18 protein-coding genes and 2 tRNA genes are annotated in these 23,567 nt (G+C 61.0%); 13 read left to right on the top strand and 7 right to left on the bottom strand.

What is annotated here, in order from left to right; translation table 11 throughout:
* The first annotated feature begins 95 nt into the window (after positions 1–95).
* Positions 96–851 carry a 3-deoxy-manno-octulosonate cytidylyltransferase gene (gene kdsB, locus FY528_RS01740; RefSeq protein WP_149069257.1) on the top strand — a complete coding sequence of 252 codons (756 nt, stop codon included), beginning with the start codon at positions 96–98 and terminating at the stop codon, positions 849–851.
* Here kdsB and FY528_RS01735 read toward each other — a convergent pair.
* From FY528_RS01735 to gap, 4 genes are all read right to left on the bottom strand, one after another.
* Positions 848–1,276: a DUF1622 domain-containing protein gene (locus FY528_RS01735; protein ID WP_149069256.1), complete on the bottom strand. Its 429-nt coding sequence runs from the start codon at positions 1,274–1,276 to the stop codon at positions 848–850. The two genes, kdsB and FY528_RS01735, sit on opposite strands and share 4 nt — an antisense overlap.
* 114 nt (positions 1,277–1,390) lie before the next feature.
* Entirely contained in the window at positions 1,391–1,735 is a 345-nt protein-coding gene (locus tag FY528_RS01730; protein ID WP_149069255.1) for a translation initiation factor, read from the bottom strand.
* Between the two features lie 108 nt (positions 1,736–1,843).
* Entirely contained in the window at positions 1,844–2,722 is an 879-nt protein-coding gene (locus FY528_RS01725) for a diacylglycerol/lipid kinase family protein (RefSeq protein WP_149069254.1), read from the bottom strand.
* A gap of 107 nt (positions 2,723–2,829) precedes the next feature.
* On the bottom strand, positions 2,830–3,837 hold the full coding sequence (gap, locus tag FY528_RS01720) for a type I glyceraldehyde-3-phosphate dehydrogenase (RefSeq protein WP_149069253.1): 1,008 nt from the start codon (positions 3,835–3,837) through the stop codon (positions 2,830–2,832).
* 315 nt (positions 3,838–4,152) lie between these two features.
* On the opposite strand from gap, the gene FY528_RS01715 reads away from it, so the two are divergent.
* The 3 genes from FY528_RS01715 (at position 4,153) to FY528_RS01705 (ending at position 6,783) form a co-directional block, all read left to right on the top strand.
* Positions 4,153–4,224, top strand: a tRNA-Glu gene (locus FY528_RS01715).
* A 112-nt stretch (positions 4,225–4,336) separates the two neighbouring features.
* Positions 4,337–4,408, top strand: a tRNA-Glu gene (locus FY528_RS01710).
* 200 nt (positions 4,409–4,608) lie between these two features.
* Entirely contained in the window at positions 4,609–6,783 is a 2,175-nt protein-coding gene (locus tag FY528_RS01705; protein ID WP_149069252.1) for a bifunctional alpha,alpha-trehalose-phosphate synthase (UDP-forming)/trehalose-phosphatase, read from the top strand.
* Between the two features lie 508 nt (positions 6,784–7,291).
* Here the strand turns inward: FY528_RS01705 and FY528_RS01700 are convergent.
* Complete coding sequence (locus FY528_RS01700; RefSeq protein WP_149069251.1) at positions 7,292–9,073, bottom strand: glycoside hydrolase family 15 protein; 1,782 nt, start codon at positions 9,071–9,073, stop codon at positions 7,292–7,294.
* A gap of 432 nt (positions 9,074–9,505) precedes the next feature.
* Here FY528_RS01700 and FY528_RS01695 point away from each other — a divergent pair, with 432 nt between their 5' ends.
* From FY528_RS01695 to mutM, 4 genes are all read left to right on the top strand, one after another.
* On the top strand, positions 9,506–11,299 hold the full coding sequence (locus FY528_RS01695) for an ABC transporter ATP-binding protein (protein ID WP_149069250.1): 1,794 nt from the start codon (positions 9,506–9,508) through the stop codon (positions 11,297–11,299).
* A 129-nt stretch (positions 11,300–11,428) separates the two neighbouring features.
* Entirely contained in the window at positions 11,429–12,313 is an 885-nt protein-coding gene (locus FY528_RS01690; protein WP_149069249.1) for a M48 family metalloprotease, read from the top strand.
* Between the two features lie 119 nt (positions 12,314–12,432).
* Positions 12,433–13,332, top strand: a complete 900-nt coding sequence (locus tag FY528_RS01685) for a PhzF family phenazine biosynthesis protein (RefSeq protein WP_149069248.1) — start codon at positions 12,433–12,435, stop codon at positions 13,330–13,332.
* 153 nt (positions 13,333–13,485) lie between these two features.
* A complete protein-coding gene (gene mutM, locus FY528_RS01680; RefSeq protein WP_149069247.1) occupies positions 13,486–14,307 on the top strand; it encodes a DNA-formamidopyrimidine glycosylase in 822 nt (273 codons plus the stop codon).
* 161 nt (positions 14,308–14,468) lie between these two features.
* On the opposite strand, the gene FY528_RS01675 is transcribed toward mutM, so the two are convergent.
* Positions 14,469–15,512 carry an SDR family NAD(P)-dependent oxidoreductase gene (locus FY528_RS01675; RefSeq protein WP_149069246.1) on the bottom strand — a complete coding sequence of 348 codons (1,044 nt, stop codon included), beginning with the start codon at positions 15,510–15,512 and terminating at the stop codon, positions 14,469–14,471.
* 349 nt (positions 15,513–15,861) lie between these two features.
* Here FY528_RS01675 and FY528_RS01670 point away from each other — a divergent pair, with 349 nt between their 5' ends.
* Positions 15,862–16,356 carry a DUF4890 domain-containing protein gene (locus FY528_RS01670; protein WP_149069245.1) on the top strand — a complete coding sequence of 165 codons (495 nt, stop codon included), beginning with the start codon at positions 15,862–15,864 and terminating at the stop codon, positions 16,354–16,356.
* A 123-nt stretch (positions 16,357–16,479) separates the two neighbouring features.
* On the opposite strand, the gene FY528_RS01665 is transcribed toward FY528_RS01670, so the two are convergent.
* Positions 16,480–17,250, bottom strand: coding sequence for a sulfite exporter TauE/SafE family protein (locus FY528_RS01665; RefSeq protein WP_149069244.1), 771 nt, complete (start codon positions 17,248–17,250; stop codon positions 16,480–16,482).
* A gap of 269 nt (positions 17,251–17,519) precedes the next feature.
* Between FY528_RS01665 and FY528_RS01660 the strand changes: the two genes are divergently transcribed.
* The 4 genes from FY528_RS01660 (at position 17,520) to FY528_RS01645 (ending at position 23,550) form a co-directional block, all read left to right on the top strand.
* Positions 17,520–18,161: a CatB-related O-acetyltransferase gene (locus tag FY528_RS01660; protein ID WP_149069243.1), complete on the top strand. Its 642-nt coding sequence runs from the start codon at positions 17,520–17,522 to the stop codon at positions 18,159–18,161.
* Between the two features lie 58 nt (positions 18,162–18,219).
* A complete protein-coding gene (locus FY528_RS01655) occupies positions 18,220–19,272 on the top strand; it encodes an LLM class flavin-dependent oxidoreductase (protein ID WP_149069242.1) in 1,053 nt (350 codons plus the stop codon).
* 319 nt (positions 19,273–19,591) lie between these two features.
* Positions 19,592–22,147: a TonB-dependent receptor gene (locus FY528_RS01650; protein WP_149069241.1), complete on the top strand. Its 2,556-nt coding sequence runs from the start codon at positions 19,592–19,594 to the stop codon at positions 22,145–22,147.
* A gap of 110 nt (positions 22,148–22,257) precedes the next feature.
* Positions 22,258–23,550, top strand: coding sequence for a PepSY-associated TM helix domain-containing protein (locus tag FY528_RS01645; protein ID WP_149069240.1), 1,293 nt, complete (start codon positions 22,258–22,260; stop codon positions 23,548–23,550).
* The last annotated feature ends 17 nt before the right edge of the window (positions 23,551–23,567 follow it).

The raw sequence follows: 23,567 nt of genomic DNA, 5'->3' as shown, positions 1-23,567 counted from the left end.
AAAATGGCTTTTTGGCTGAATTCAAGCCTTCTTTTCCCTCGCTCGGCGGCCGTATTCTTCTACCTTTACCCGCTACACCGTTGTCCGCTCTTTCTATGCTTTCTGCTATTGGCATTATCCCCGCCCGCTACGCCTCTACCCGCCTGCCGGGTAAACCCCTTATTGACCTAGGAGGCCAGTCCATGATTCAGCGCGTGGTGGGCCAGGCCCGGCAGGCCCGCCTTAGCCGGGTGGTGGTGGCTACCGATGATGAACGAATTTTGGAGCACGTGCTTCGCTTCGGCGGCGAGGCGGTGCTCACTTCCCCCACCCACCCCAGCGGCACCGACCGGGTGTGGGACGCCTACCAGCAGCTAGGCATTTCGGCCGACTGCGTGGTGAACATCCAGGGCGACGAGCCGTTCATTCAGCCCTCCCAGATTAATACGTTGCTGGATTTGTTCGACGACGCCAATACGCAGATTGCCACGCTGGTAAAGCCGGTCATTAGCGAAGAGGAGCTGTTTAGCCCACACCTGCCCAAAGTGGTGCTCAACGAGCAGCAGGAGGCCCTGTACTTTAGCCGCCACCCCCTGCCCTACCAGCGCCAGCATCCTACCTGGGAGTGGCTGGAGCATCACCGCTACCTGCGCCACATTGGCCTCTACGCTTACCGGCCGGCCGTACTGCAGGCGCTTACTCAATTGCAGCCCTCGGCCCTGGAGCTGGCCGAAAGCCTGGAGCAGCTGCGCTGGCTGGAGCACGGCTACCGCATCCGTACGGCCGAAACCGCGGAGGCCACGCTGGGCATCGATACGCCCGAGGATGTCGTCAGGGCCCGGGACTTTCTGTTGCAGGCTAAGCTGCTTTAGCCCTCTGCGCCTGGTGGCGGGCTGGCTCCCGCTGCTTTGGCCGTTACGTGCTGCTCGGCGGAATCGAGCTTTTCCTCCTTCATCTCCCTGGACAGAAAGAAGTTGAGCGCCGTCCGAATGACGGCAATGGCCCCGAGCTTGCCAATTTGCTCCCAGCTGGGCGCTATAGCCGTGGAGAGAATATCGGCCCCCAGCTGAAACTCCAGGGCCAAGGCCAGATAGCGGGCCAGGGTAAGGCGGATGGCCGTAAAATCGGCCGTCTGCCGGCGCAGCAAGGCCTTCAGGAAGAGCCAGCCCGCGCCAAAAATACCCAGCGCGATAATAACCGCGCCAATGGTTTCCACGCTCAGCTTCAGCCATAGCACCGCTTCAATCACGCCGTGTTCGGCCAGGGCATGGAGGGTTGTGGGGGCGGAAGCGGGCATAGGAAAGAAGCAATGGTGAAGGACAAGGCCGAGGAAAGGTTACTCACATACGTACGGCTACCCGATGGGTACGCCGCCTCCGTGCGCGGCAACTGCCTTTCCCTTGTGCCTGGCTTAGCCCCCCGCTTTCTTGGCTTTGTAGCCGGCGGCTAGCAGCACGGCCAGCACTTTGTCGCGAAAGTCGCCCTGGATGATGATTTCGCCGTCTTTGGCATTGCCGCCCACGGCGCACTTGGTTTTGAGCAGCTTGCCCAGGATTTGCAGGTCGGCATCCTGGCCCACGAAGCCGGTAACGAGGGTTACCTGCTTGCCGCCCCGGGACTTCTTATCAAGCTGTACGCGCAAGTTTTGCTGTTGGGGCGGCAGCGTGGCCGTTTCCTCCGCCCCGTCGTGCTGGTACTCAAAATCGGGGTTGGTGGAGTACACGACCCCCTCGCGGTGCTTTTTATCGGCTTTCATACGGTAGTGCGTTGGTAGTTTAGCGCGTAGGCGCTATTCAGCTAGCAAAGAAACAGCATTGCCGACTCTCTGAGCTACTCACTCATTCGCTAAATCAGTAACGTCCCACTATACGGCTACTTCCAGAGCAAGTGGATGGAGCTCCACGCTGAAGTGGGTACTGGTGCCCACGTAGTCGCCATCGACGTGGAAGCCCAGCGGCCTGGCGGCCTCTACCTGCACCTGCCGGGCCGTGTGAAACACCGCTGCCCCGGATTCGGGCAGGTCGCCAAGGGCCAGGGACAAAGCCACCCGCACCGCCCGCACCACCGACATGGAATCAATCAAACACAAATCCAGCAGACCATCCTGAATGTCGGCGCGGGGCGCAATGTAGGCGTTGTTGCCGTACTGGGCGGCGTTGGCAAAGGCCAGCACGTAGCAGTCCGTTTCCAGCGTGGTATCGGCCAGCGCTACGGTGATGGGCACGGGCCGGAAGCGGCGGTACTCGCGTAGGGCTACCTGGGCATAGGTGGCCAGCCCGCGCGTGCCGGCCTCAGCAAAGCATTTGCTCACGTGCGCGTCAAACCCCAGGCCCGCGGTGCAGAAAAATTCCCGGCCGTTGATGCTGCCTACGTCGATGCGCTGAAACGTAGGCTGGTTTAGGTGCTTGATGGCCGCAACTATTTCCATAGGCACCTTGAGGTGGCGGGCCAGCCCATTGCCGGAGCCGCGTGGCAAAATGCCCAGCGCAGCCTGTGTGCCTAGCAGCCCCCGCGCTACTTCATTTACGGTGCCGTCGCCGCCCACCGCTACCACCACCCGGCAGCCCCGGGCCGCGGCCGCGCGGGCCAGCTCTACGGCGTGGCCGGCATACTGCGTTTCCTCCACCTCGTAGCTTACTAGGTTCGCATCCAAGTGCTGGCTTAGCAGCGCGGGCAGATCCAGGCGCCGGTTGGTGCCCGACGTGGGGTTAAGTAAAAAGCAAATACGCAGGGCAGCGGGCATACTCCGGCAGAATTCAACAGGGAATGGCGGCGCAAGGTACGCGGCCGGGCACAGAAAAGCCCGACCGAAATCGGCCGGGCTTTTCCGTATACGGGCAGCCGAAGGGCTTAGCCGTTCATTTTCTCACCCAGCTGCTGAATCAGATCAGCGGTGCGGGTAGAGTAGCCGGTTTCGTTGTCGTACCAGCCAATCACCTTCGCCAGCGTGCCGCTGGCCGAGGTCAGCTCCGAGTCGAAGATGCAGCTGTGCTTGTTGCCGACGATGTCGATGCTCACGATGGGGTCGGTGGTGTATTCAATGATGCCTTTCATCGAACCTTCAGCGGCCGACTTCAGCGCAGCGTTGATCTGGTCTTTGGTTACCTCCTGCTTCAGAATCACGGTCAGGTCGGTCATCGAGCCATCCGGAACGGGCACGCGCATGGCCAACCCATCGAGCTTGCCTTTCAGCGTGGGCAGCACCAAGCCTACGGCTTTGGCGGCCCCGGTGCTGGTGGGGATGATACTGTAAGCAGCGGCGCGGGCGCGGCGCAGGTCTTTGTGGGGCGCGTCCTGCAGGTTCTGGTCAGAAGTATAGGCGTGCACCGTGGTGATGTAGCCTTTCTCGATGCCAAACGCCTCGTCCAGTACCTTAGCCATCGGGGCCAGGCAGTTGGTGGTGCAGCTCGCGTTGCTGATGATGGTTTCGTCGCCGGTGAGGATGTCTTCGTTCACGCCGAGTACTACCGTAGGAATGTTGCCGGTAGCGGGGGCCGAAATCACCACTTTCTTGGCGCCAGCGGTGATGTGCTGACCAGCACCAGCTTCATCTACAAAGCGGCCGGTCGATTCCAGTACCACGTCGATGCCCATGTCGCCCCAGGGCAACAGCTTGGGGTCACGCTCAGCCAGGGCATGAATGCGCTGGCCGTTTACGGTCAGGCTTTCCTCGTCGTAGGCCACGGTGCCATCGAAACGGCCGTGTACGGAATCGTACTTCAGCAGGTGCGCCAGCGTCTTGTTGTCGGTCAGGTCATTGATGGCCACCACTTCTACGTTGTCGCGGCCCAGCAACGACTTGAACGTCAGGCGGCCGATGCGGCCGAAGCCGTTGATGGCGACTTTGATTTTTGCCATGGTATAAAAGGAATGGGGTTAACGGCCCCCACGCGGGGCCTGGTGCAAACGCGGAGCGAAGGTACAGGGCCGGGGTAACATCGCCAAATCATTTCCTGCCGGAGCGCATTATCAACCGCGAAAATTCGCCGGCCTAGCCCAAGTACCTTCGTTTTCCGGGCGGCAAACTCCAGTCAGGTCGGCCTCAAGAAAAAATTCCAGGCTGAAAATCAGCTGTTTTTCCCTTATCCCAGCAATTTTCTCGGTGCGGGGTATTGCGCTCAATGTTTCGCCTCCTATCTTTGCACCATCAAAACGGAAAAGGCCACATTATCTGGTCCGTTCGTCTAGGGGTTAGGACAGTAGATTTTCATTCTACCAACAGGGGTTCGATTCCCCTACGGACTACTCGCCTTCCGCTTTGATAGTTGGTTTAAAAACCGCTCCGGCACCTACCAGGGCGGTTTTTTTATCCAGGCTGAGTTGGCAAACGCGCCTTCAGCACCCATAGTGCCCATATGGTCCGTTCGTCTAGGGGTTAGGACAGTAGATTTTCATTCTACCAACAGGGGTTCGATTCCCCTACGGACTACTCGCTAAAAGCCCGCCCCGGATAATCCGGGGCGGGCTTTTGATTTTCCGCAGCGGGCACTCCCTGCGGCAAACGGGGTACTCGTCGGGTCACGCGCAAGGTCCACCTTACGTGCCCGTTGGCAGAAGGTCAGGAAGAAAATATTGGCTATTTGACATTTTCTCGCGTACGTCTAGGGGTCCACCATCCCGTCACGGCGTATGTCCCGAACGATTATTGTCTCCAACCGACTCCCCACCAAAGTTCTGCGCACCGAGGAAAGCCTCACCTTTCAACCCAGCGAAGGCGGCCTGGCTACCGGCCTGGGCTCTATTTACCGCCAGCAGGGTAACGTATGGGTAGGCTGGCCGGGACTGTTCGTGGAGGATGCCAGTGAAGAAGAGTACGTGCGCGAGCAGCTGCGCGACGACAGCATGGTGCCCGTGTTTCTGACGGAGCCCGAAATCCGGGACTTCTACGAGGGCTTCAGCAACTCCACGCTCTGGCCTACTTTCCACTACTTCTCGCAGTACGCCACCTACGAGCAGAGCCACTGGGAAGCCTACGTGGCCGTGAACGAGAAATTCTGCCAGGCGGTGCTGGCGTTGGCCGGGCCCGAAGACACCATCTGGGTGCACGACTACCAGCTGCTGCTGCTGCCGGCAATGCTGCGGCAGGCGCGGCCCGAGGCCACCATCGGCTTCTTTCTGCACATTCCCTTCCCGTCCTACGAGCTGATCCGGGTGCTGCCCTGGCGCAAGGAGCTGCTGGAAGGCATGCTGGGGGCCGATTTGCTGGGCTTTCACACCTTTGGCTACATGCGCCACTTCCTGAGTGCGGTGTCGCAGCTGCTGGGGTTTTCCTCCCAGAACGGGCAGATTGAAACCGGCGCCCGCACGGTGCTGGTGGATGCCTTTCCGATGGGCATCGACTACGAGCGGTACGTGCAGGCGGCGGCCTCGGCGGCGGCGGTGCAGCACGAGGCGGTGTACCGGGAGGCGCTGCGCGAGGTGCGCGTGATTCTGAGCATCGACCGGCTCGACTACTCCAAGGGCATTGCCCAGCGCCTGCGGGCCTTTGAGCTCTTGATTCAGCGCTACCCGGAGTGGCGCGAGCAGGTGAGTTTGATTATGGTGGTGGTGCCCTCCCGCGACCAGGTGGCCCAGTATGCGGCCCTCAAGGAGGAAATCGATGAGCTGGTGGGGCGCATCAACGCCCAGTACCGCACCATTGGCTGGACGCCCATTCACTACTTCTACCGCTCCTTTCCGCTGGAGGAGCTGGCCTCGCTCTACCGCCTGGCGGAGGTGGCGCTGGTGACGCCCATGCGCGACGGCATGAACCTGGTAGCCAAGGAATTTGTGGCCAGCAAGGCCGACGGGCACGGGGTGTTAATCCTGAGCGAACGGGCCGGGGCGGCCCGGGAGCTGTCGGATGCCCTCATCATCAACCCGACGGATACCGGGCAGCTAGCCGAGGCCATGCACGATGCCCTGGTGATGCCCGAGGACGAGCAGCAGCTGCGCATGGGGGCTATGCAGGCGTTGGTAAGCCAGTACAATGTGTTTGCCTGGGCTAAGCTGTTCATGGATCGGCTGGCGTACACTAAAATCAAACAGCACACGCTAGCCACCGAAATGCTGACCCCAGCCGTGCTGCAACAATTGCGGGTCCACTACCAGGATGCCCAGCAGCGCCTCTTGCTGCTCGACTACGACGGGACGCTGGCCCCCTTCAATACGAACCCTCAGCGCGCCCAACCCGACCAGGAGCTGCGCCTGCTGCTACAGGCCCTGGCCGATATTCCGCAGAACCGAGTGGTGATTATCAGTGGGCGCGACCGGCACACCTTGGAGGCTTGGCTGGGGCATCTGCCCATCGACTTTATTGCCGAGCATGGCGTGTGGCTGCGGCCGGCCGGCGAGGAGTGGCAGCTGTTTCAGACCCTAAACAACGAGTGGATGCGCGATATTAGGCCCATTCTGGAGCTATACGTGGCGCGTACGGCCGGTTCCTTCATTGAGGATAAGGAATACTCGCTGGTGTGGCACTACCGCCGCGCCGACGCTGAGTTGGGAGCCATGCGCGCCCGCGACCTGCTCAACCACCTCACTTTCATGACCTCCAACAGCGACCTGCAGGTGATGGAGGGCAACAAGGTGATTGAAATCAAAACGGCGGGCATCAACAAGGGCTCGGCGGCGGCCCGGTGGCTGGCTACTTACCAGCCCGGCTTCACCCTGGCCATCGGCGACGACCGGACGGATGAAGACACGTTCCGGGCCATGCCCCCAGAGGCGTACACGGTGAAGGTGGGCAGCACACCCCGCTCCCTGGCGCGCTTCAGCGTGGCCTCCACGACGGATGTGCGCAAGCTGCTGCGGAGCTTGCTGTAGCAGCGGCCTCATCACTTACCTACGTCACTACCTAAAACAGGCCCGTAATGTAGCATTACGGGCCTGTTTTATGGGCTGATGTGCTTGTTATACGCTTTGTCGAGGGTGCAATAGCCGCTGTCAGCTGCGCACTAGGCATTGTCAATGCCGCAATGCCTTGTGTCAGTCGCGCGGAAGCCTGTGTCAATACCGCGGAGGCCTGTGTCAAGGGCGCAGAAGACTTTGTCGATGCCGCGGAAGCTTCTGTCAACTGCGCGGAAGACATTGTCAGAGGCGCGGAAGGCTTTGTCAAGAGCGCAGAAGGCTTTGTCAGAGGCGCAATAGCACTTGACACTTGTGCTAGTGATTCATCGAGTTAAAGATCTTGACTGTATGCGGTAAGCAGTTGAGCGGTATCTGTCATCCTGAACGCAGTGAAGGACCTTATCACGTCTGCTGTTCTGACGTGATAAGGTCCTTCACTGCGTTCAGGATGACAGATGCCTTAGGGGCGCCAACCAGCCGCTTCTTATAGGAAGTTGGGTTTGTTGAGCTTTTGGGCAATGCGGTAGGCGGCGTTTACGAGGCCCACGTGACTGTAGGCCTGGGGGAAATTGCCCCACTGGGAGCCGGTTTTGGCGTCTACGTCCTCCGACAGTAAGCCTAGGTGGTTGGTGTAGGTGGTAAGCTTTTCGAACTCCCGGATGGCTTCGTCGACGCGGCCCACGCAGGCCAGGGCCTCCACGTACCAGAAAGAGCAGATGAGGAAGGTGGTTTCGGGGGTGCCAAAGTCGTCGGCGTGGCGGTAGCGGTAGAACAGGCCTTCGGGGGTTTTCAGCTCCTTTTCCAGCTCTACGAGGTGGTGGGCGGCTTTTTCGGAGGCCGGATCGAGGTAGCCCATCAGGATGAGCTGCATGGTGCTGGCATCGAGGTGGGGCGAGCCGATGGCGTTGGTATACACGCCGCGCTCCTGGTTGAAACACTGCTCAATCCGGTCGGTGGCCGCCTGGATGAGCCGCTCGGCGCGGGCTTCCATGTCGCGGTTGCCAATAGAATGAGCCACTTTGCGGGCGGCGTGGCTGCCGGCCCAGTGAAACAGGTAGGTGTAGCAGTGGTATTGGGCCAGGTTGCGGAACTCCCAGAGGCCAGCATCGGGCTGATCCATGGTTGTTTCGATGAGGTTGAGGGCTTCCAGCACCAGCTTTTCGGGGTTGGGCCGCTCGGGGTCGAGGAAGCGGCAGTCCACGTAGAGCGGGAGCAAAGCCACCAGTACCTGGCCGTACACGTCGTTCTGGATGTGGGTGTAGGCGTCGTTGCCGATGCGCACGGGCTGGTTGCCGAGGTAGCCGGCCAGGGGCAGCTCTTCCTCAATGAGGTCGGACGCCCCGCTGATGCCGTAGAGCGGCTGGTACTTGTCCTTGACCTTGGTGGAGATGTTGGCGATGTAGTGGAAGTACCGCTCCATTTCCTCGAAGTGGCCGATGTTGTTGAAGGCCGTGAGGATGTAGTAGGTGTCGCGCATCCAGCAGTAGCGGTAATCCCAGTTGCGGGTACTGCCGGGAGCCTCGGGCAGGGAGGTGGTGCTGGCCGCAATGATGGCGCCGGTGTCTTCGTACTGGTGGATTTTGAGGGCCAGGGCCGAGCGAATGACCTGATCCTGATGGAAGGCGCTGATGCTGGTGCTTTTCACCCAGCGCCGCCAGTAGTCGAGGGTGCTGAGCAGGAACCGCTCGGCGGTGCTTTCCAGGGGGGCTTCCAGGGGCGCGCCGTAGGTGAGCACGAGGTACTTGGTGTCGTTGAGGGCAAAGTCTTCCTCGTCGAGCACGTAGGTGAGCGGGATGTTGGTGGTGAGGCGGATTTCCTCCTCCAGGCCCAGGAAGGCAATGTGATTGGAGCTGCGGCGGCGGTTGAGCGCCAGCTGCCCGTACTGGCCCACGGGCCGGCAGGCCACCCGCACGCGAGGTGAGCCTTCCAGGGGCTCTACCTTGCGGATAAACATGAGGGGCTTGTAGTACCGCTCGTACTGGGAAAAGCGCGGGGCAAAGTCCGTGACGCGGTAGCGGCCGTCGGCGGTGGTGATTTCGGTGCAGAGCACGTTGGTATTGGTGCGGTAGCACTGCCGCGACTCCCAGGTGCCGGTGGCGGGCTTGATGCTGAACTCGCCGCCCTTGTCGTCGTCGAGCAGGGAGCCAAAGACGAAGGAGCTGTCGAAGCGGGGCCAGCAGAGCCAGCGCACGGCGGTGTCGGTATCAATCAAGCCCAGGAAAGCACAGTTGCCGATCAGGCCCAGGTTATAGGTGTGTTTCTGCATAAAGGAGCACGTTTGGGGGGCTGCCAACGCGGGGCAGCCGCCGTTTTCACTTAGTGGGTGTACTACGGTAGGGCCGCTGGGGTTCCCGGCGGGCCGGCCGGCGGGTTGGGGTAAGCCAGTATTTTAGGCGTCATGCTGAGCGAAGCGGAGCACAGTCGAAGCATCTCTACCGCTTCCGTAGAACGTCACGCAGAGCGCAGCGAAGCATCTCGCGTGCTGACGTTGCTAACGCAACTGTCATGCTGAGCGCAGCCGAAGCATCTCTACCGCTTCGTTGCGTTTACCACACTAGCAAGATGCTTCGGCGGCGCTCAACATGACGTTCTAATCTTGAAATCCTGACACTTTGGCCCCTACCTTGCCGGGCCCCGAAAACTATTCGGCGGGCTCTCGGTATCTAACCAGGCCCGTACCGGCCCCTACCCTTCCCGCATGAAACTACTGTACGCTTACCTCCGCAACTACTGGGGGCTTTTGGCGCTGGCCTTGCTGCTGGCCGCCATTAACCAAATTTTTTCCCTGCTCGACCCGTACATCTTCCGGCAGATCATCGACCGGCACGTGGTGAAAGCCGGCTCCACGGCCTTTCACGACGGGTTCTGGTCGTTTCTGCAGAGTGGGGCGGGCCTGCTGATTCTGCAGGCCATGGGCGTGGCCATGGTGTCGCGCATTGCCAAGAACTTCCAGGATTACTACGTCAACGTCATCACCCAGCGCCTGGGCGCGCAGCTGTACTCCGACGGGCTGCGGCACTCCCTGGATCTGCCCTACCAGGTGTTTGAGGACCAGCGCTCCGGCGAAACCCTGGGCAAGCTTCAGAAAGTGCGCACCGACGTGGAGAAGCTGATTCAGAGCTTCGTAAACGTGCTGTTTATTTCGGTGGTGGGCATCGTGTTCGTCACGTGGTACGCCATCAGCGTGTACTGGCCCATTGCGGTGGTGTACTTCCTCACGATTCCGCTGCTGGGCTCGTTGAGCTTGTTTCTGAGCAAGCGCATCAAGGTGATTCAGAAGACCATTGTGGCCGAAACCACTGCCCTGGCCGGCTCCACCACCGAGAGCTTGCGCAACATCGAGCTGATCAAAAGCCTGGGCCTGGCCCAGCAGGAAACCGAGCGGCTGAACTCCACCACCGATAAGATCCTGAAACTGGAGTTGAAGAAAGTGCGCTACCTCCGCTCCTTGTCGTTTGTACAGGGCACGTTCGTGAATTTGATGCGCAACGTGATTCTGCTGATGCTGCTGTTTCTGGTGGTGCAGCAGGTTATTACCGTAGGGGAGTTTTTCTCGTTCTTCATCTACTCCTTCGCCATCTTCGGGCCGCTACAGGAAATGGGTACCATCATCAACGTGTACCGCGAAACCGAGGCGTCGTTGGCCAACTACCAGCAGATTCTGAACACGCCCCGGGAGGTGAAGCCCCAGCACCCGAAAGTCATTCAGAAGCTGGAAACCCTGGCCTTCGACGAGGTACATTTTCAGCACCTTTCGGCCAGCGCCCCGGCCCTGGATGGCATTTCCTTCCAGACCAAGCTGGGCGAAACCATAGCTTTCGTGGGACCCTCGGGCTCGGGCAAAACCACGCTGGTAAAGCTGCTGGTGGGCCTGTACCCGCCCGCCCAGGGCCAGATTCTCTACAACAACATTCCCGGCCCGGAGCTGGACCTCGACGCGCTGCGGGAGCAAATCGGCTTCGTGACCCAGGATACCCAGCTGTTTGCCGGCACCATCCGGGAGAACCTGCGCTTTGTGGCTCCGCAAGCCACCGACGAGCAGTGCCTGCAGGCCCTGCACCAAGCGGCGGCTGACTCCCTGCTGGCCCGTGCCCCCCAAGGCCTGGATACCGTGATTGGGGAAGGCGGCGTGAAAGTATCGGGCGGAGAAAAGCAGCGCCTGAGCATTGCCCGGGCCCTGTTGCGCCACCCTACCCTGCTGGTATTCGACGAAGCCACCTCCGCTCTGGACTCGCTCACGGAGGAGGAAATCAGCCAGACGGTGCGCGAGCTGTCGGGCTCCCGCCAGCACATCACCATTCTCATTGCCCACCGCCTCAGCACCATTCTGCACGCCGACCGCATCTTCGTGCTGGAGCGCGGCCACGTGGCCGAGGCCGGCCGGCACGAGGAGCTGCTGGAGCGCAAAGGGCTGTATTACGCCATGTGGCGCCAGCAGATTGGCGAGCGGCCCGCGCCCAAAGCGGCGCTGCAGCGGCCGGTAGCCATATAGAAATCTTCGGCGGAAACGCGCACGAAAACGGGCGGAATATCGTTGAGATACTGTGAACGGGTGCTGGTAAAAGCTGGCCGCGTTGGCAGGATTCTTGACATTGCCTTCATCCAACTACCGGATATTTTCATGACTCACCTCCGCATTTTTCGCCGCATTGCTGGCTTGTGTCTGGCAGGCGGGCTTCTGATTTCTTCGGCCGCTTCGGCCCAAACCGCTGCGCCCGCCAACCGCGACGTTATCCAGGAAATTACCGACGTGGTGGGCCTGAAGCCGCGCTTTGAGCTGCGGGCCACTTCCCAGGTGGAAAACGCCGCTGCCGTGGTGTACAACGGCCACCGCTACCTGCTCTACAACCCGCAGTTTTTAGCAGCCGTGAACCGCGCTGGCCACACCGACTGGGCGGGCATCAGCATTCTGGCCCACGAAATGGGCCACCACCTCAACGGTCACACCTTGCGCCCCGGGGGCTCCCAACCTGCCGATGAGCTGGAGGCTGATGAGTTTTCGGGCTTTGTGCTGCGCAAGATGGGCGCCAGCCTGGCCGAAGCTCAGGCCGCTATGGCCGTAGCCGGCGACGATGCCGGCTCGGCTACTCACCCCGGCCGCCGCAACCGGCTCAGCTCTATTGGGGCAGGCTGGCAGCGGGCCGATGGACAAATTGCCAGCAGCGCCCGCGCCACGGCTCCTTCGGCCAAACCCGTTGCCCTGAATACCCAGTCACAAGCCATGCCCGTGCGCACGGTAGCCGCCGCTACGCCGGTGAGCGTGGTGGGCCGCATCACCTTCCGTAGCAACCCCGATGAGCCCTACTACCTCACCAGCCGCCTGAACGTGGTACGCCTCGGCGACGACCACACCGCGCAGGTAGTGGGCCGCCTCACCCGCTCCGACAGCCAGCATTTTCCCTACGTGCTGGTAGATGGCCAGGAGCGGCGCCTTTACGTGAGTGCCCAGGGGGGGGTATACAACGCCCGCGGTCAGCAAGTAGGTCTGGTTTCCGACCCCTCGTAAGTATTGACCTTCTTAGTCCTCAGACGCCCGCTGCCTTCCTGTAGCGGGCGTTTTGCGTGTGGGGTCGGTCGACTTTCCGTAAACGAGCGTAGTTTTCGGTTCCCGTTCGCTTTGACACTATGCCCACTCTTCCTTTCCTCTTGATTGATGCCTTCACCCCGACCGCGCTGGGGGGCAACCCCTGTGCCGTGGTGCTGGATGCCGCTGGGCTGACAGACGCGCAGATGCAGGCCCTGGCCCGGGAATTCAATCAGTCGGAAACGGCGTTTGTATCTGGGTCGGCGGAGGCCGGGTTCGGGGTGCGCTTCTTCACGCCGGCCGAGGAACTTCCCCTGGCGGGTCACCCCACCATTGCCTCCATCACGGCGCTGTTGCATACGGGGCGGTTGCCCCTGCCCGCTACTGGCACCATCCTTTCCCTGGCATTGCTTGAGGGCCCTATTCAGATTGACGTAGTGGCCCCCTCGGCCGACAATCCGCAGGCGCAGGTACTCATGACGCAGCGGCCGCCGGTATTTGGGCAATTGCATGACCCGGCCGTGGTAGCCCCGCTCTTTGGCCTTACGCCAGCAGACCTGGTGCCCGGCGCACCTATCCAAACTGTGAGCACCGGCACCCCGCAGCTGATGCTGTTCGTGCGCAGCCACGAAGCGCTACGGCGGGCAGCGCCGCCGGAACCGGCCACCTACAACCGGTACCGCGCCGGGTCTGACTTTTTCAGTCCGCACGTGTTTTGCCTGGGCGGCGCCACCCCTACGGGCCAAACGTTTGCCCGCCATTTCGGCACCCCGCCTGATATTCTGGAAGACCCGGTTACGGGCTCGGCTACCGGGGGCATGGCCGCTTACCTCTGGCACTACGGATATTTGGAGCAGCCGCGGTTTGTGGCCGAGCAGGGCCACTGGCTGGGCCGGCCCGGGCAAGTAAACGTACAGATCAGCGGCCCGCGCCACGCTATTGAAGCCGTCCAGATTGGAGGCAGTGGCGTGGTAGTAGTGGAAGGCGGGCTTACCATTTGATACAGGATGGCAGGTAGGCAACAGGCCCGTTAAAACCACCAGGCCGGGCAACTTCTTCGGGTAGTCGGGTGTTGGTTATAGCTGAGTTAGGCTGGAAGGTTATTCCTTGCCTTGGCCCCTCCGTCAACTTTCCCACTGATATCTTTCTAGTCCGTGCCCGAATTACCCGAAGTAGAAACTTACCGTCGCTTACTCGACGAATTACTGGTGCAGCAGCAGTTAGTGACCCTGGAGGTGCTGGACGCCCACGTGCTGGCCGTACCGGAAGACGAGTTGCGCCAGGCCGTGGTAGGTGCTACCGTCACGGCTACCCACCGGCTAGGCAAAAACTGCTTTCTGGAACTCTCCACTGGTCAGGTGCTGGCCCTGCACTTTGGCATGACCGGCGACGTTGGCGCCTACCGCCACGACCATGACCGGCCCCGCTTCACCCGCGTAGCCTTTCACCTGGCCGATGGTCTGCGCGTGGCCTTCATCGACCCGCGTAAATTTGGGCGCATCCGCCTGGCCGGCAGTATAGCCGAGTTTCAGCGCGCCAAGAAGATAGGGCCGGATGCGTTGGCTATTACCGCCGAAGAGATGCAGCAAGGCTTAGGCAAGAAGAAAACCCTGATCAAACCTGCCCTGCTTGACCAGCGCCTTACCGCCGGCCTGGGCAACTGGATTGTGGACGAGGTATTGTTTCAGGCGCAAATCCACCCGGAGCGGCTGGCCAATACACTTACCGCTGAGGAGTTTCAGGCCCTGCACGCGGCCATCCAACTAGTGCTGCGCACGGCCATCGAGCATGAGGCGGTATACCGCCACTTTCCGGCCTCCTTCCTTATTCACGCCCGTGAGTGGGACGACTCGGCCACCCCGGGCACGGAGGCGCACCGCTTTTGCCCCCGCCACCCGAAAGTTGAAATCGGCAAGCATTACGTGGGCGGACGGGCCACTTACCATTGCCCAAGCTGTCAGCTTCTGGCAACCTGATAGTTTCCAGCATGATGTAGAGACGCGGCACTTCGCGTCTCGTCGTTGCTGATGGTGTGTGTACGGCGCGTTTCGGTCGTTCAACGAGGAGACGCTAACAGGTATTTGGCAGAACACAGAAGGCCCGTCATGCTTCGCTCCGCTCTGCATGACGGGCTTTTCTACAGCGCTGGCCTGGAGCCGGTTTCGTTGTTGCGGCGGGCGGCTTGTTGGGTGAGCGTTGTGAGCCAGGAGCGCGTAAGGGAGGTTTCTGCCTCGGCCCCGCGGCGCCGCTCGTCACCAAGCTGATCGGTGGGGCCGGGCAGGGTGCGGTTTACCCAGCTGAGCACATCGGCAGTTGTGCCGGGCAGCAGGCCGTGGAAGGCAGAAAGCAGCTTGGCCGGCAGGCTGAGAATCACTTCGGCGTCGCCGCGGCGGCAGGCGTTCCAGATTTCACGGCCGGCGCGGTCGGCATCCATGGAAAGGGCGGGCATAGCATCGGCGAGGCTAAACCAAGCGTGTTCCCGCTCGTGCTGGCCCTTAACTATGGCATGCCCCTGGCTGCCCGTGCGCAGCAAACCGGGGCACACGGTTGTGACTTTCACGCCATACTGCAGCAGCTCGGCGCGGAAGCTTTCCGACAGGCCTACCAGTGCAAACTTGCTGGCGCAGTAGGGCGCCAGATGCGGCACCGCCACCTTGCCGCCCACCGAGGCTATGTTCACAATCCGCCCCTCGCCACGGCGGCGCATAGTGGGCAGCACGGCCTGCATGGTATGGAATGGTGCCCAGAAATGTACCTGCATCGACTCTTCGTAGTCCCGCTCGTCCATGTGCTCCAGCGGCCCGGCCGTAATAATGCCGGCGTTGTTGATCAGCACATCGATGGGACCCAGCTGGTTTTGTACTTCGGCTACCAGGGTGCGTACTTCCTCGGGGCTGGTGAGGTCGCGCACCAGCGTCATGACTTGGGCACCGCCGGTCGTTAGCTCCCGGCGGGCGCGCTCCAGCTCGTCGGCATCGCGGGCGCAGATGGCTACGTTGGCGCCCTCGGCCACGGCCTGCCGGGCCAGAATAAGGCCGAGCCCGCGGGAGCCGCCCGTGATGAGCACCACGCGGCCCTGCAAATCATACGAGCCGCGACGGTTGCTCCAGAGAGTGGCGGCCGTTACCAGAGCGCCCACGCCCAGGGCGGTGAGCCAGTTATTTCGGTTTTCTCGCTTCATAGGAGGTTGTATGCAATGGCCCGGGAAAGGTTACACGCTCTTTACTTAACGAGGAATGAAGGATGCGGGATTGAGGCTGCTAAGGCAGTCCGGTCATGCAGAGCGGAGCGAAGCATTTCGCTTGCGGACGTAGGCGTGGTAGTCTGACTACAACGCTAGCGAGATGCTTCGCTACGCTCTGCATGACGTTCTTTTAATTTTCTGGACAGCGGACACGCGCCGCCGATTTGTAGCCCCATAGGCACGTTTCCGGCCGCTAGCGGCGTTATAGCGCCGGCACTTTCCGTAATTGGCATCATATTTACAGGCCCAGCCGCGGCCGATTCTTTTCCTCTGCCTTTCCCCTGCTATGAATAAATCCTGTCTTTTTGCCCTGGCTTTTCTGGCGTTGCCCGCCCTGAGCATGGCCCAAAGCACTACCGTCAAAGCCAAAACTAAAACTGCCGCCGGCACCACCAAAGCCAAAACCACGGTGGCCCCGGCTCCTGCCCCGCGCCCAGTGCCCACGCCCCCGGCCGAGAAAGTAGAGGCCCGCGCCAACGCCCTCACCGACAACATGCAAAAGGCCCTGGGCCTGAATCCGCAGCAGGTGGAGAAGGTGCGCCAAATCAACCTGAACAGCGTGCGAGCCGTGGAAACTGCCCGCCTGCAGTACCGACAGGACGTGCGCAAAATGGCCTCCGTTATCGACGACGTGGGCCAGTCGCGCCTGGCGTCCCTCAAAGACGTGCTGTCGCCCCAGCAGTTCGACCGGTACCAGCGCAAGCGGGAGGAGAAAATGGGCGTACCCAACTCCCAAGGCATCCAGGGCAACCCCGCCCCCGGTTTGCCGGGTGGGGAGTAGATACATAGGGTTAGCCTTGGCCTCAACTGGCGCGAGCTTGTAGCTCGCGCCTTATTTTTGTTTAGTTGTGCCTCCGGCGCCAAGCAGCAAATGTTGTTTCTGACGTTTGGTTGGCGCCAGCTACTACCCGCCAAACACCTGCATACTCAGCTTGATGATGAAGGCGCTGACCACCACCAGAAACAGCCCGCGCACGAAGCCGGTGCCGTGGCGCAAGGCCAGGTGCGCCCCCAGGGTAGAGCCCAGGATATTGCTGACGGCCATGGGCAGAGCTACAGACCAGAGAATCTGGCCGGTGTAGGCAAAGTAGCCTAGGGCCGCCAGGTTGGTGGCCACGTTCACCAGCTTAGCCGAAGCTGAAGAGGTGATGAAGTCGTAGCCAAACAGCCCCACGAAGGCAAACAGCAGGAAAGAGCCCGTGCCTGGCCCAAAGAACCCGTCGTAGAAACCGATAAGGCTGCCAATAAGCACGCCGTAGAGCATTTCCCGGCTGGGCGTCAGGCGCGGGGCGTGCAGGGAGCCGAAATCCTTGCGCCAGAAGGTGTAGAGGGCAATAACGACCAGCAGGCCCAGCACCAGCGGGGGCAGCAGTTCCTGGGGCAGCATGCTCACCACCCGCGCCCCCAGAAACGAAAATAGCCCCGCCACCGCGGCGGCCGTGCCCACGGCCCGCCACTGTAAAGGCACCTGCCCCGCGTAGCGCCGTAGCGCCGCGGCCGTACCCATCAACGAAGAGACTTTGCCCGTGCCGAGAATAGTCGGGACGGGGGTGCCTTTCAGCAAAAGCAGCATAGCCGGCAGCTGAATAAGACCGCCCCCACCCACAATGGCATCGACCAGCCCGGCCAGAAAAGCGGCTCCGCACAAGAGGGCAATGGTAAGCGTTGATATCATGCGGCGGCGAAGGTAAGTTTGAGGCGGCTTTTCGCAAGGAAAGTGGCCGATAAAGAACGTTCTATAGCGAGTAGCGAGGCATCTCGCGTACTGTTGTTGTGGAAGTGCCCGTCAGGCTGAGCTTGACGAAGCATCTCTACCGCTGGCTAATCCGATAGCCTGGCAACGAAGCGGGAGAGAGGCTTCGACTTCGCGGACGCCAGATCAAGCATGACGTCCTTTGATGTAAAGTGCGTTAAAGCGTTTCTCCTTCTCTCAACTACTTCCCTATGCACGGCCCCGACCCCAACACGCTGCATCCGCTGCCCCACCACCGGCGTTTGGTGTTTCTGAAAAACCTCATCACCCGCCCCAACATCGAGGTAGGCGAGTACACGTATTATGACGACTTCGAGGACCCGGCCAACTTCGAGCGCAACGTGCTCTACCACTTCGACTTCATCGGCGACCGGCTCATTATCGGCAAGTTCTGCGCCCTGGCCTCGGGGGTGAAGTTCATTATGAACGGCGGCAACCACGAAACGGCCCCGGTTTCCACCTACCCGTTTGCCATTTTTGGGGGTGGCTGGGAGCAGCTCATGGCCGGGCAAACCATCCAGGAGAAGTACCCCTCCAAGGGCGACACCGTAGTGGGCCACGACGTCTGGATCGGACACGAGGCGACGATTATGCCCGGAGTGCATATCGGCAACGGCGCCATTGTAGCAACCATGGCCGTGGTTACGCGCCACGTGCCGCCCTACGCCATAGTGGCCGGCAACCCCGCCGAGGTGGTGCGGTTTCGGTTTGATGAGCCAACCATTGCCCGCCTCCAGCAGCTAGCCTGGTGGCATTGGCCGGCCGAGAAAATCACCCGCCACCTGGCCCTGCTTAATGCCACCGACGTAGCGGCCCTGGAACAGGCCGAGTAGCTTGCCAACGTTAGCTGCCCCAGTAAACTTCCTGGCCGCTGCCGTGGTTATAGCCGCTATGAATCCTGACTTTTCGACTTCCCCTGCCCCCCTACGCCTGAGCGTGCTCGACCAGTCGCCGGTGCCGCTGGGGCGTACTCCGCGCGAAGCCCTTCTCCATACCATCGAGCTGGCCCGGCTGGCCGACAACCTGGGCTACACCCGTTTCTGGGTATCGGAGCACCACAACACCAACACCCTGGCGGGCTCGGCCCCGGAGGTACTACTGGCCCGCCTGGGCGCCGAAACCCGGCGCATTCGCCTGGGCTCGGGTGGAGTGATGCTGCCCCACTACGCCGCCCTGAAGGTGGCGGAGAACTTCCGTCTGCTCGAAACCCTTTACCCTGGTCGCATTGATCTGGGCATTGGGCGCGCACCCGGCACTGACCGCATCACGGCGCACGCCCTCAACCCTCACAACCAGTTCCGCGACGAGGACTTCGCCGAGCAGCTCATGGATCTGCGGGCCTTCCTGCGCGACGACGTAGTAGCCGATACCATTCACGCCAAGGTGAAAGCGGCGCCCTTCGCCGACACCGTGCCCGAAATGTGGCTGCTGAGCTCCAGTGGGCAAAGCGGCTTGTTTGCGGCCCACGTGGGCGCGGCGTTTTCCTTTGCGCACTTCATCAACCCCAATGGCGGCCCCAAGATGGTGCAGCTATACAAGGAACGGTTCCGGCCTTCGCCGGAGCTGGCAGCGCCCCAGGCCAACGTGGCCATCTTCGTGGCCTGCGCCGATACCGAAAGCCACGCCCGCGCCCTGGCCGACAACCTGGCTCTGCAAATGCTGAAGCTGGAGACCGGCCAGTTTACGCCCATGGAGCCTCTCTCCCAGGTGAATGTGGGTGCCCTTTCGCCCGACCTTCAGACCCGTTTAGCCTATCACCACACCCGCATTGTGAGCGGCACGCCGGACAAAGTGAAAGCGGAGCTAATTGCCCTGGCTGACAGCTACGGCGTAGACGAAGTAGTGGCCGTGTCCATCATGCACGACTACGACGACCGGCTCCGCTCCTACCAGCTGCTGGCCGAGGCCTTTGCCCTGAACCCGGTGCAGCAAATGCTGGCGTAAACGTTCTGTTCCGTTAGCCCTTCTTCCCCATAACCGAAGCCGCCTCCCCGCGCGGCTTCGGTTTTTTTATGCCTGCCGCCGACATGAAGTCAGCTTGAACTGAGCATGCAACCTATCTGGGCAAAACACCAGCGGGTTACTTACCCTGCGGACCCAAGCTGTTACAAGTCAGTTAATTGTCAGCCATAAGCGTCGGCAGATGCTTCAGGATAAAGACGCTTATTTAAAATTGTTCTAAATATTATTTTGAATCTTTCTAAATAGACCACAGCTTTGCAGCGCATTATTCATCATCAACCTTCCTGAAACGCGCTGAGCTATGATCCGACCTTTCCGCTTGCTCCTGCTTGCCTCTTTCCCATTTGCCTTGTGCCCGGCTGCCGTGGCTGCCAACCGAACTGCTGAGCTTGTACCAGCCCGCCCACGCTTTAAGCACGAAGGAGACGACACCGCCCAGCGCGGCCGGGTAACCGGCCAGGTACGCTCGGCCGCCGGCCAGGCGCTGGAAGGCGTAACGGTAGCATTGAAAGGCACCACCTACGGCGCCACGACCGATGCCCAGGGCAGCTTCCGCTTTACCGCCCCCGCTGGCTCTTATCAACTGGTAGTCAGCAACATTGGCTATGGCACCCAGGAGCAGGCGGTGCAGGTAACTGCCGGCGAAACCGTGCTGGTGCCGGCCATAGCGCTGGCAGTAACCGACCAGCAGCTGGCCGGCGTGCTGGTCACCAGCAGCCGCACCCTGAACGAGCAGCCTACTACCGTGGGCAAGATGCCCATCCGGCCGATGGATCTGCCCCAGGCGGTGGTAACGGTGAGCCAGCAGACGCTGGAGCAGCAGCAGGTACTGCGTCTGAGCGACGCTATCGTGAACGTAAGCGGCATTTACGTGACCAGCACAACCGGCGGCACCCAGGAAGAGCTGGGCAGCCGGGGGTTTGCCTACGGCTCCAACAACACCTTTAAGAACGGGGTGCGCTTTAACAATGGCATCATGCCCGAGGCCAGCTCCCTGGAAAGCCTGGAAGTGCTGAAAGGCAGCGCGGCCATCCTGTATGGCAACGTGGCGGCCGGCGGCGTGCTGAACCTGGTCACGAAAAAGCCGAAGTTTGAGCGCGGCGGCTCCCTGGGGTTGCGCGTGGGCTCGTTTGGGTTCTGGAAGCCAATGGTGGATGTGTACGGAGCCGTGGGCCAGAGCAACAAAGTAGCGTACCGCCTGAATACCACCTATGAGCGCGGCAACAGCTACCGCAACGAGGTGCAGTCGGAGCGGGTGTACTTCAACCCTTCCCTGCTGTTCAAACTCACGCCCAAAACCACGCTGGTGCTGGAAGGTGACTACCTCAACGACAGCCGTACGCCGGATTACGGCATCGGGGCCATCAACTACGAGATTCAGGAGTCACGCACGCGCTTTTTGAACGTGGCCGGCGCCAACAATGCCACCAACCAAACCAGCGCCACCGCCACGCTCAGCAGCCAGCTCACGGAGGTGTGGCAGGTGCGGGCCGTGGCCGGGTTTCAGCGCTACGATAACGAGCTACGCTCAGCGTCCCGGCCGGTAGGTAATGGTACGCCCGGAGACACTTACGGCAACATTACCCGCGGCCTGCAACGCACGCAAACAAACGAAAACTATTTCCTGGCGCAACTGGATCTGACGGGCAATTTCCGCACTGGCTTCCTGGGCCACACCCTGCTCGTCGGCGCCGATGCCGATCAGTACCAGACCGAAACGCTAGCCTACGGCAATCCTACCTCGCCGTTGAATGCCAAAAGGGCTATTTCGGCGTACGACATCATCAACATCCTGGACCCCAACAAAGAAATTGCGCAACCAGCTGAACGCCTCACCGGCTTTTATGATTTGGTGCGCAGCCAACTGACGCAGGGCAATACCCGTCGGGCTGGCTTCTACGCGCAGGACCTGATCAGTATTTCGGCAAAGCTGAAGGTGCTGGCTGGCCTGCGCTGGAGCTACCAGGAAACGCCCAGCGACATTTACTACTATTCAACCGTAGCCAACATCGAGGCTAAAAACGCCGGCCTACTCAAGCAGAACCGGCGCTATGACAACGCCTTCTCGCCCCGCCTGGGGCTTGTCTACCAGCCCTTGAAGGCAACGTCGGTTTTTGCTTCCTACTCGAACTCCTTCACGCCGCAGAGCAACACGGCCACGGACCTCAACGGCCAGCCGTTGCCTCCGTCTCTTATTGATCAGTATGAGGTAGGCCTCAAAAATGACCTGTTCCAGGGTGCCCTCTCAGCTAACGTAACGGCTTACCGCATCGTCAACAGCAACCAAGTGCAGAGTGTGCTCCTGAATGACCCGCGCATCGAAACGGCTGTCAACAAAATCAACCCGCAGGAACTGGCTGGGGAAGTAACGAGCAAGGGAGTAGAGGTAGATGTGCAGAGCAAGCCTTACCTGGGCTGGTCTGTGGTAGCCGGCTACAGCTACAACAACACGGCTTATACCAACAGCAATATCTACACAAACGGCAGCCGCCTACGCTATAACCCCGCCCATACGGCCAACCTCAGCCTGTTTTATACGCTGCACAGCAGCGCCCTGAAAGGACTTACTGCCGGCATAACGGCCTACTACGTGGGTGATAAGCTGGCGGGCCGCAACCCCCGCGAGGTACAGCCCAACGGCCAGCCCTGGCCCAACGGGTCGGACGCCAACAAGTTCATTGCCATTCCCAACTACACGCTCTTCGATGCTTCGCTGGGCTACACCTACGAGCGGTTTGCGCTGCGCCTGAAAATGGCCAACCTCCTCAACGAGCTGAGCTACAACCTGCACGACGACAACAGCGTGAATCCCATAGCGCCCCGCAACTTCTCGGCCACGCTGCACTACAAACTGTAATTCGTTATCAACGCCAGGTGAGTGAGGTGAAAGCCCGGAAGGATATCGGCTGCAACCGACTGACTTCCGGGTTTTCTGCCGCCCTTCGCCTACCTCCTTTCTCGGTTTCGATGAACATCTTCTTTCGTAATATTCACCTCTACCTCAGCCTGGTTTCGGGGCTGGTTATTGCCGTGGTGTGTTTCACGGGCGCCGTACTGGTTTTTGAGAAAGAACTGGAGCAGGCCTGGCACCCGGAGCGCTACTACGTGGCGGCCCCAGCACCAGCCGCTACGCCTTTGCCCCTGGCCCGGCTGATGGACGCCGTGCGCGCCTACAAGCCCGACGCCAAAATCACGGGGGTGAAAGTATACACCGACCCCGTCCGAACGGTGGAGTTTAGCCTAGCTGGTGCACCTAGCGGGCCAAATGGTGACCGAAAAAGGGAGGGCGCCCGCCCGGCAGAGGGCGCGCACGGGGAAAGTGCCGGTCCAGCCAGTCAATCGCAAGAAGGCCAGGGCGGTAAGAAGGAACGGAGCGGCAAAGGCGGGGAAAAAGGCGGCGGCGAAGGGGGCCGCGGCCCCGTGGTGTTCGTGAACCCCTACACAGCCGCCGTGACTGGGGAGTTGAATTACCGCGAAACCATTTTCTTTACCATGATGGCCCTGCACCGCGGCATGGTCGGCGGCGAAATCGGCAAGCTCATCGTGGGCATCAGCACCGTGATGTTCCTGTTCATTATCGGGACGGGGCTGGTGCTGTGGTGGCCGGCTACGCGCAAGGCCCTTAAGCAGCGGCTGCGCGTGAAGTGGGGCAGCGGCTGGAAGCGCCTCAACCACAATTTACACATCGTGCTGGGCTTTTACGCAGCCCTGTTTTTGTTCGTGTTTGCCTTTACGGGGCTGGCGTGGTCGTTTGAGTGGTTCAACAAAGGTATCTACGCCGTCACGAACTCGCCCATGCAGCGCCCCGAGCCACCGGTTTCAGTAGCAACGCCCGCTACCCCCGCCACCCCAGGGGCGCCCGTCGCGCTATCAGTTGAGGCGGCTATGGTCCGCGCCCGGCAGCTGGCCCCCAATGTAGTGTACTACGCTCTGCAGCTGCCCAAAGACGCCACCAGCAGCATTCGGGTGGCCACCCTGCGGCCGGACGCCACCTACGAAAACGCCACCGATGAAGTGTACCTCGACCAGTACAGTGGCCAGGTGCTCCGCCAGCAGACCTACGAGCAGCGTAATCTGGGACAGCGGGTGCGGGGTATGTTTAAGCCGGTGCACACGGGCGCTATTTTCGGGTGGCCTTCCAAGATCATCAGCCTGGTGGTGTGCGTGCTGGGCTTCACGTTCCCGATTACGGGTACTATTCTGTGGCTGAACCGCCTGCGCAAGCAGCGCCGCAAGGAGCAGCAGCTGGTGGCGGCCTAAAGCCCGGCTACTGGGGC

It is taken from the genome of Hymenobacter lutimineralis (assembly GCF_008271285.1).
Taxonomy (GTDB): Bacteria; Bacteroidota; Bacteroidia; order Cytophagales; family Hymenobacteraceae; genus Hymenobacter; species Hymenobacter lutimineralis.
Note: the sequence above shows the minus strand (reverse complement) of the source record. Positions and strands in the feature narration are given on the sequence as shown.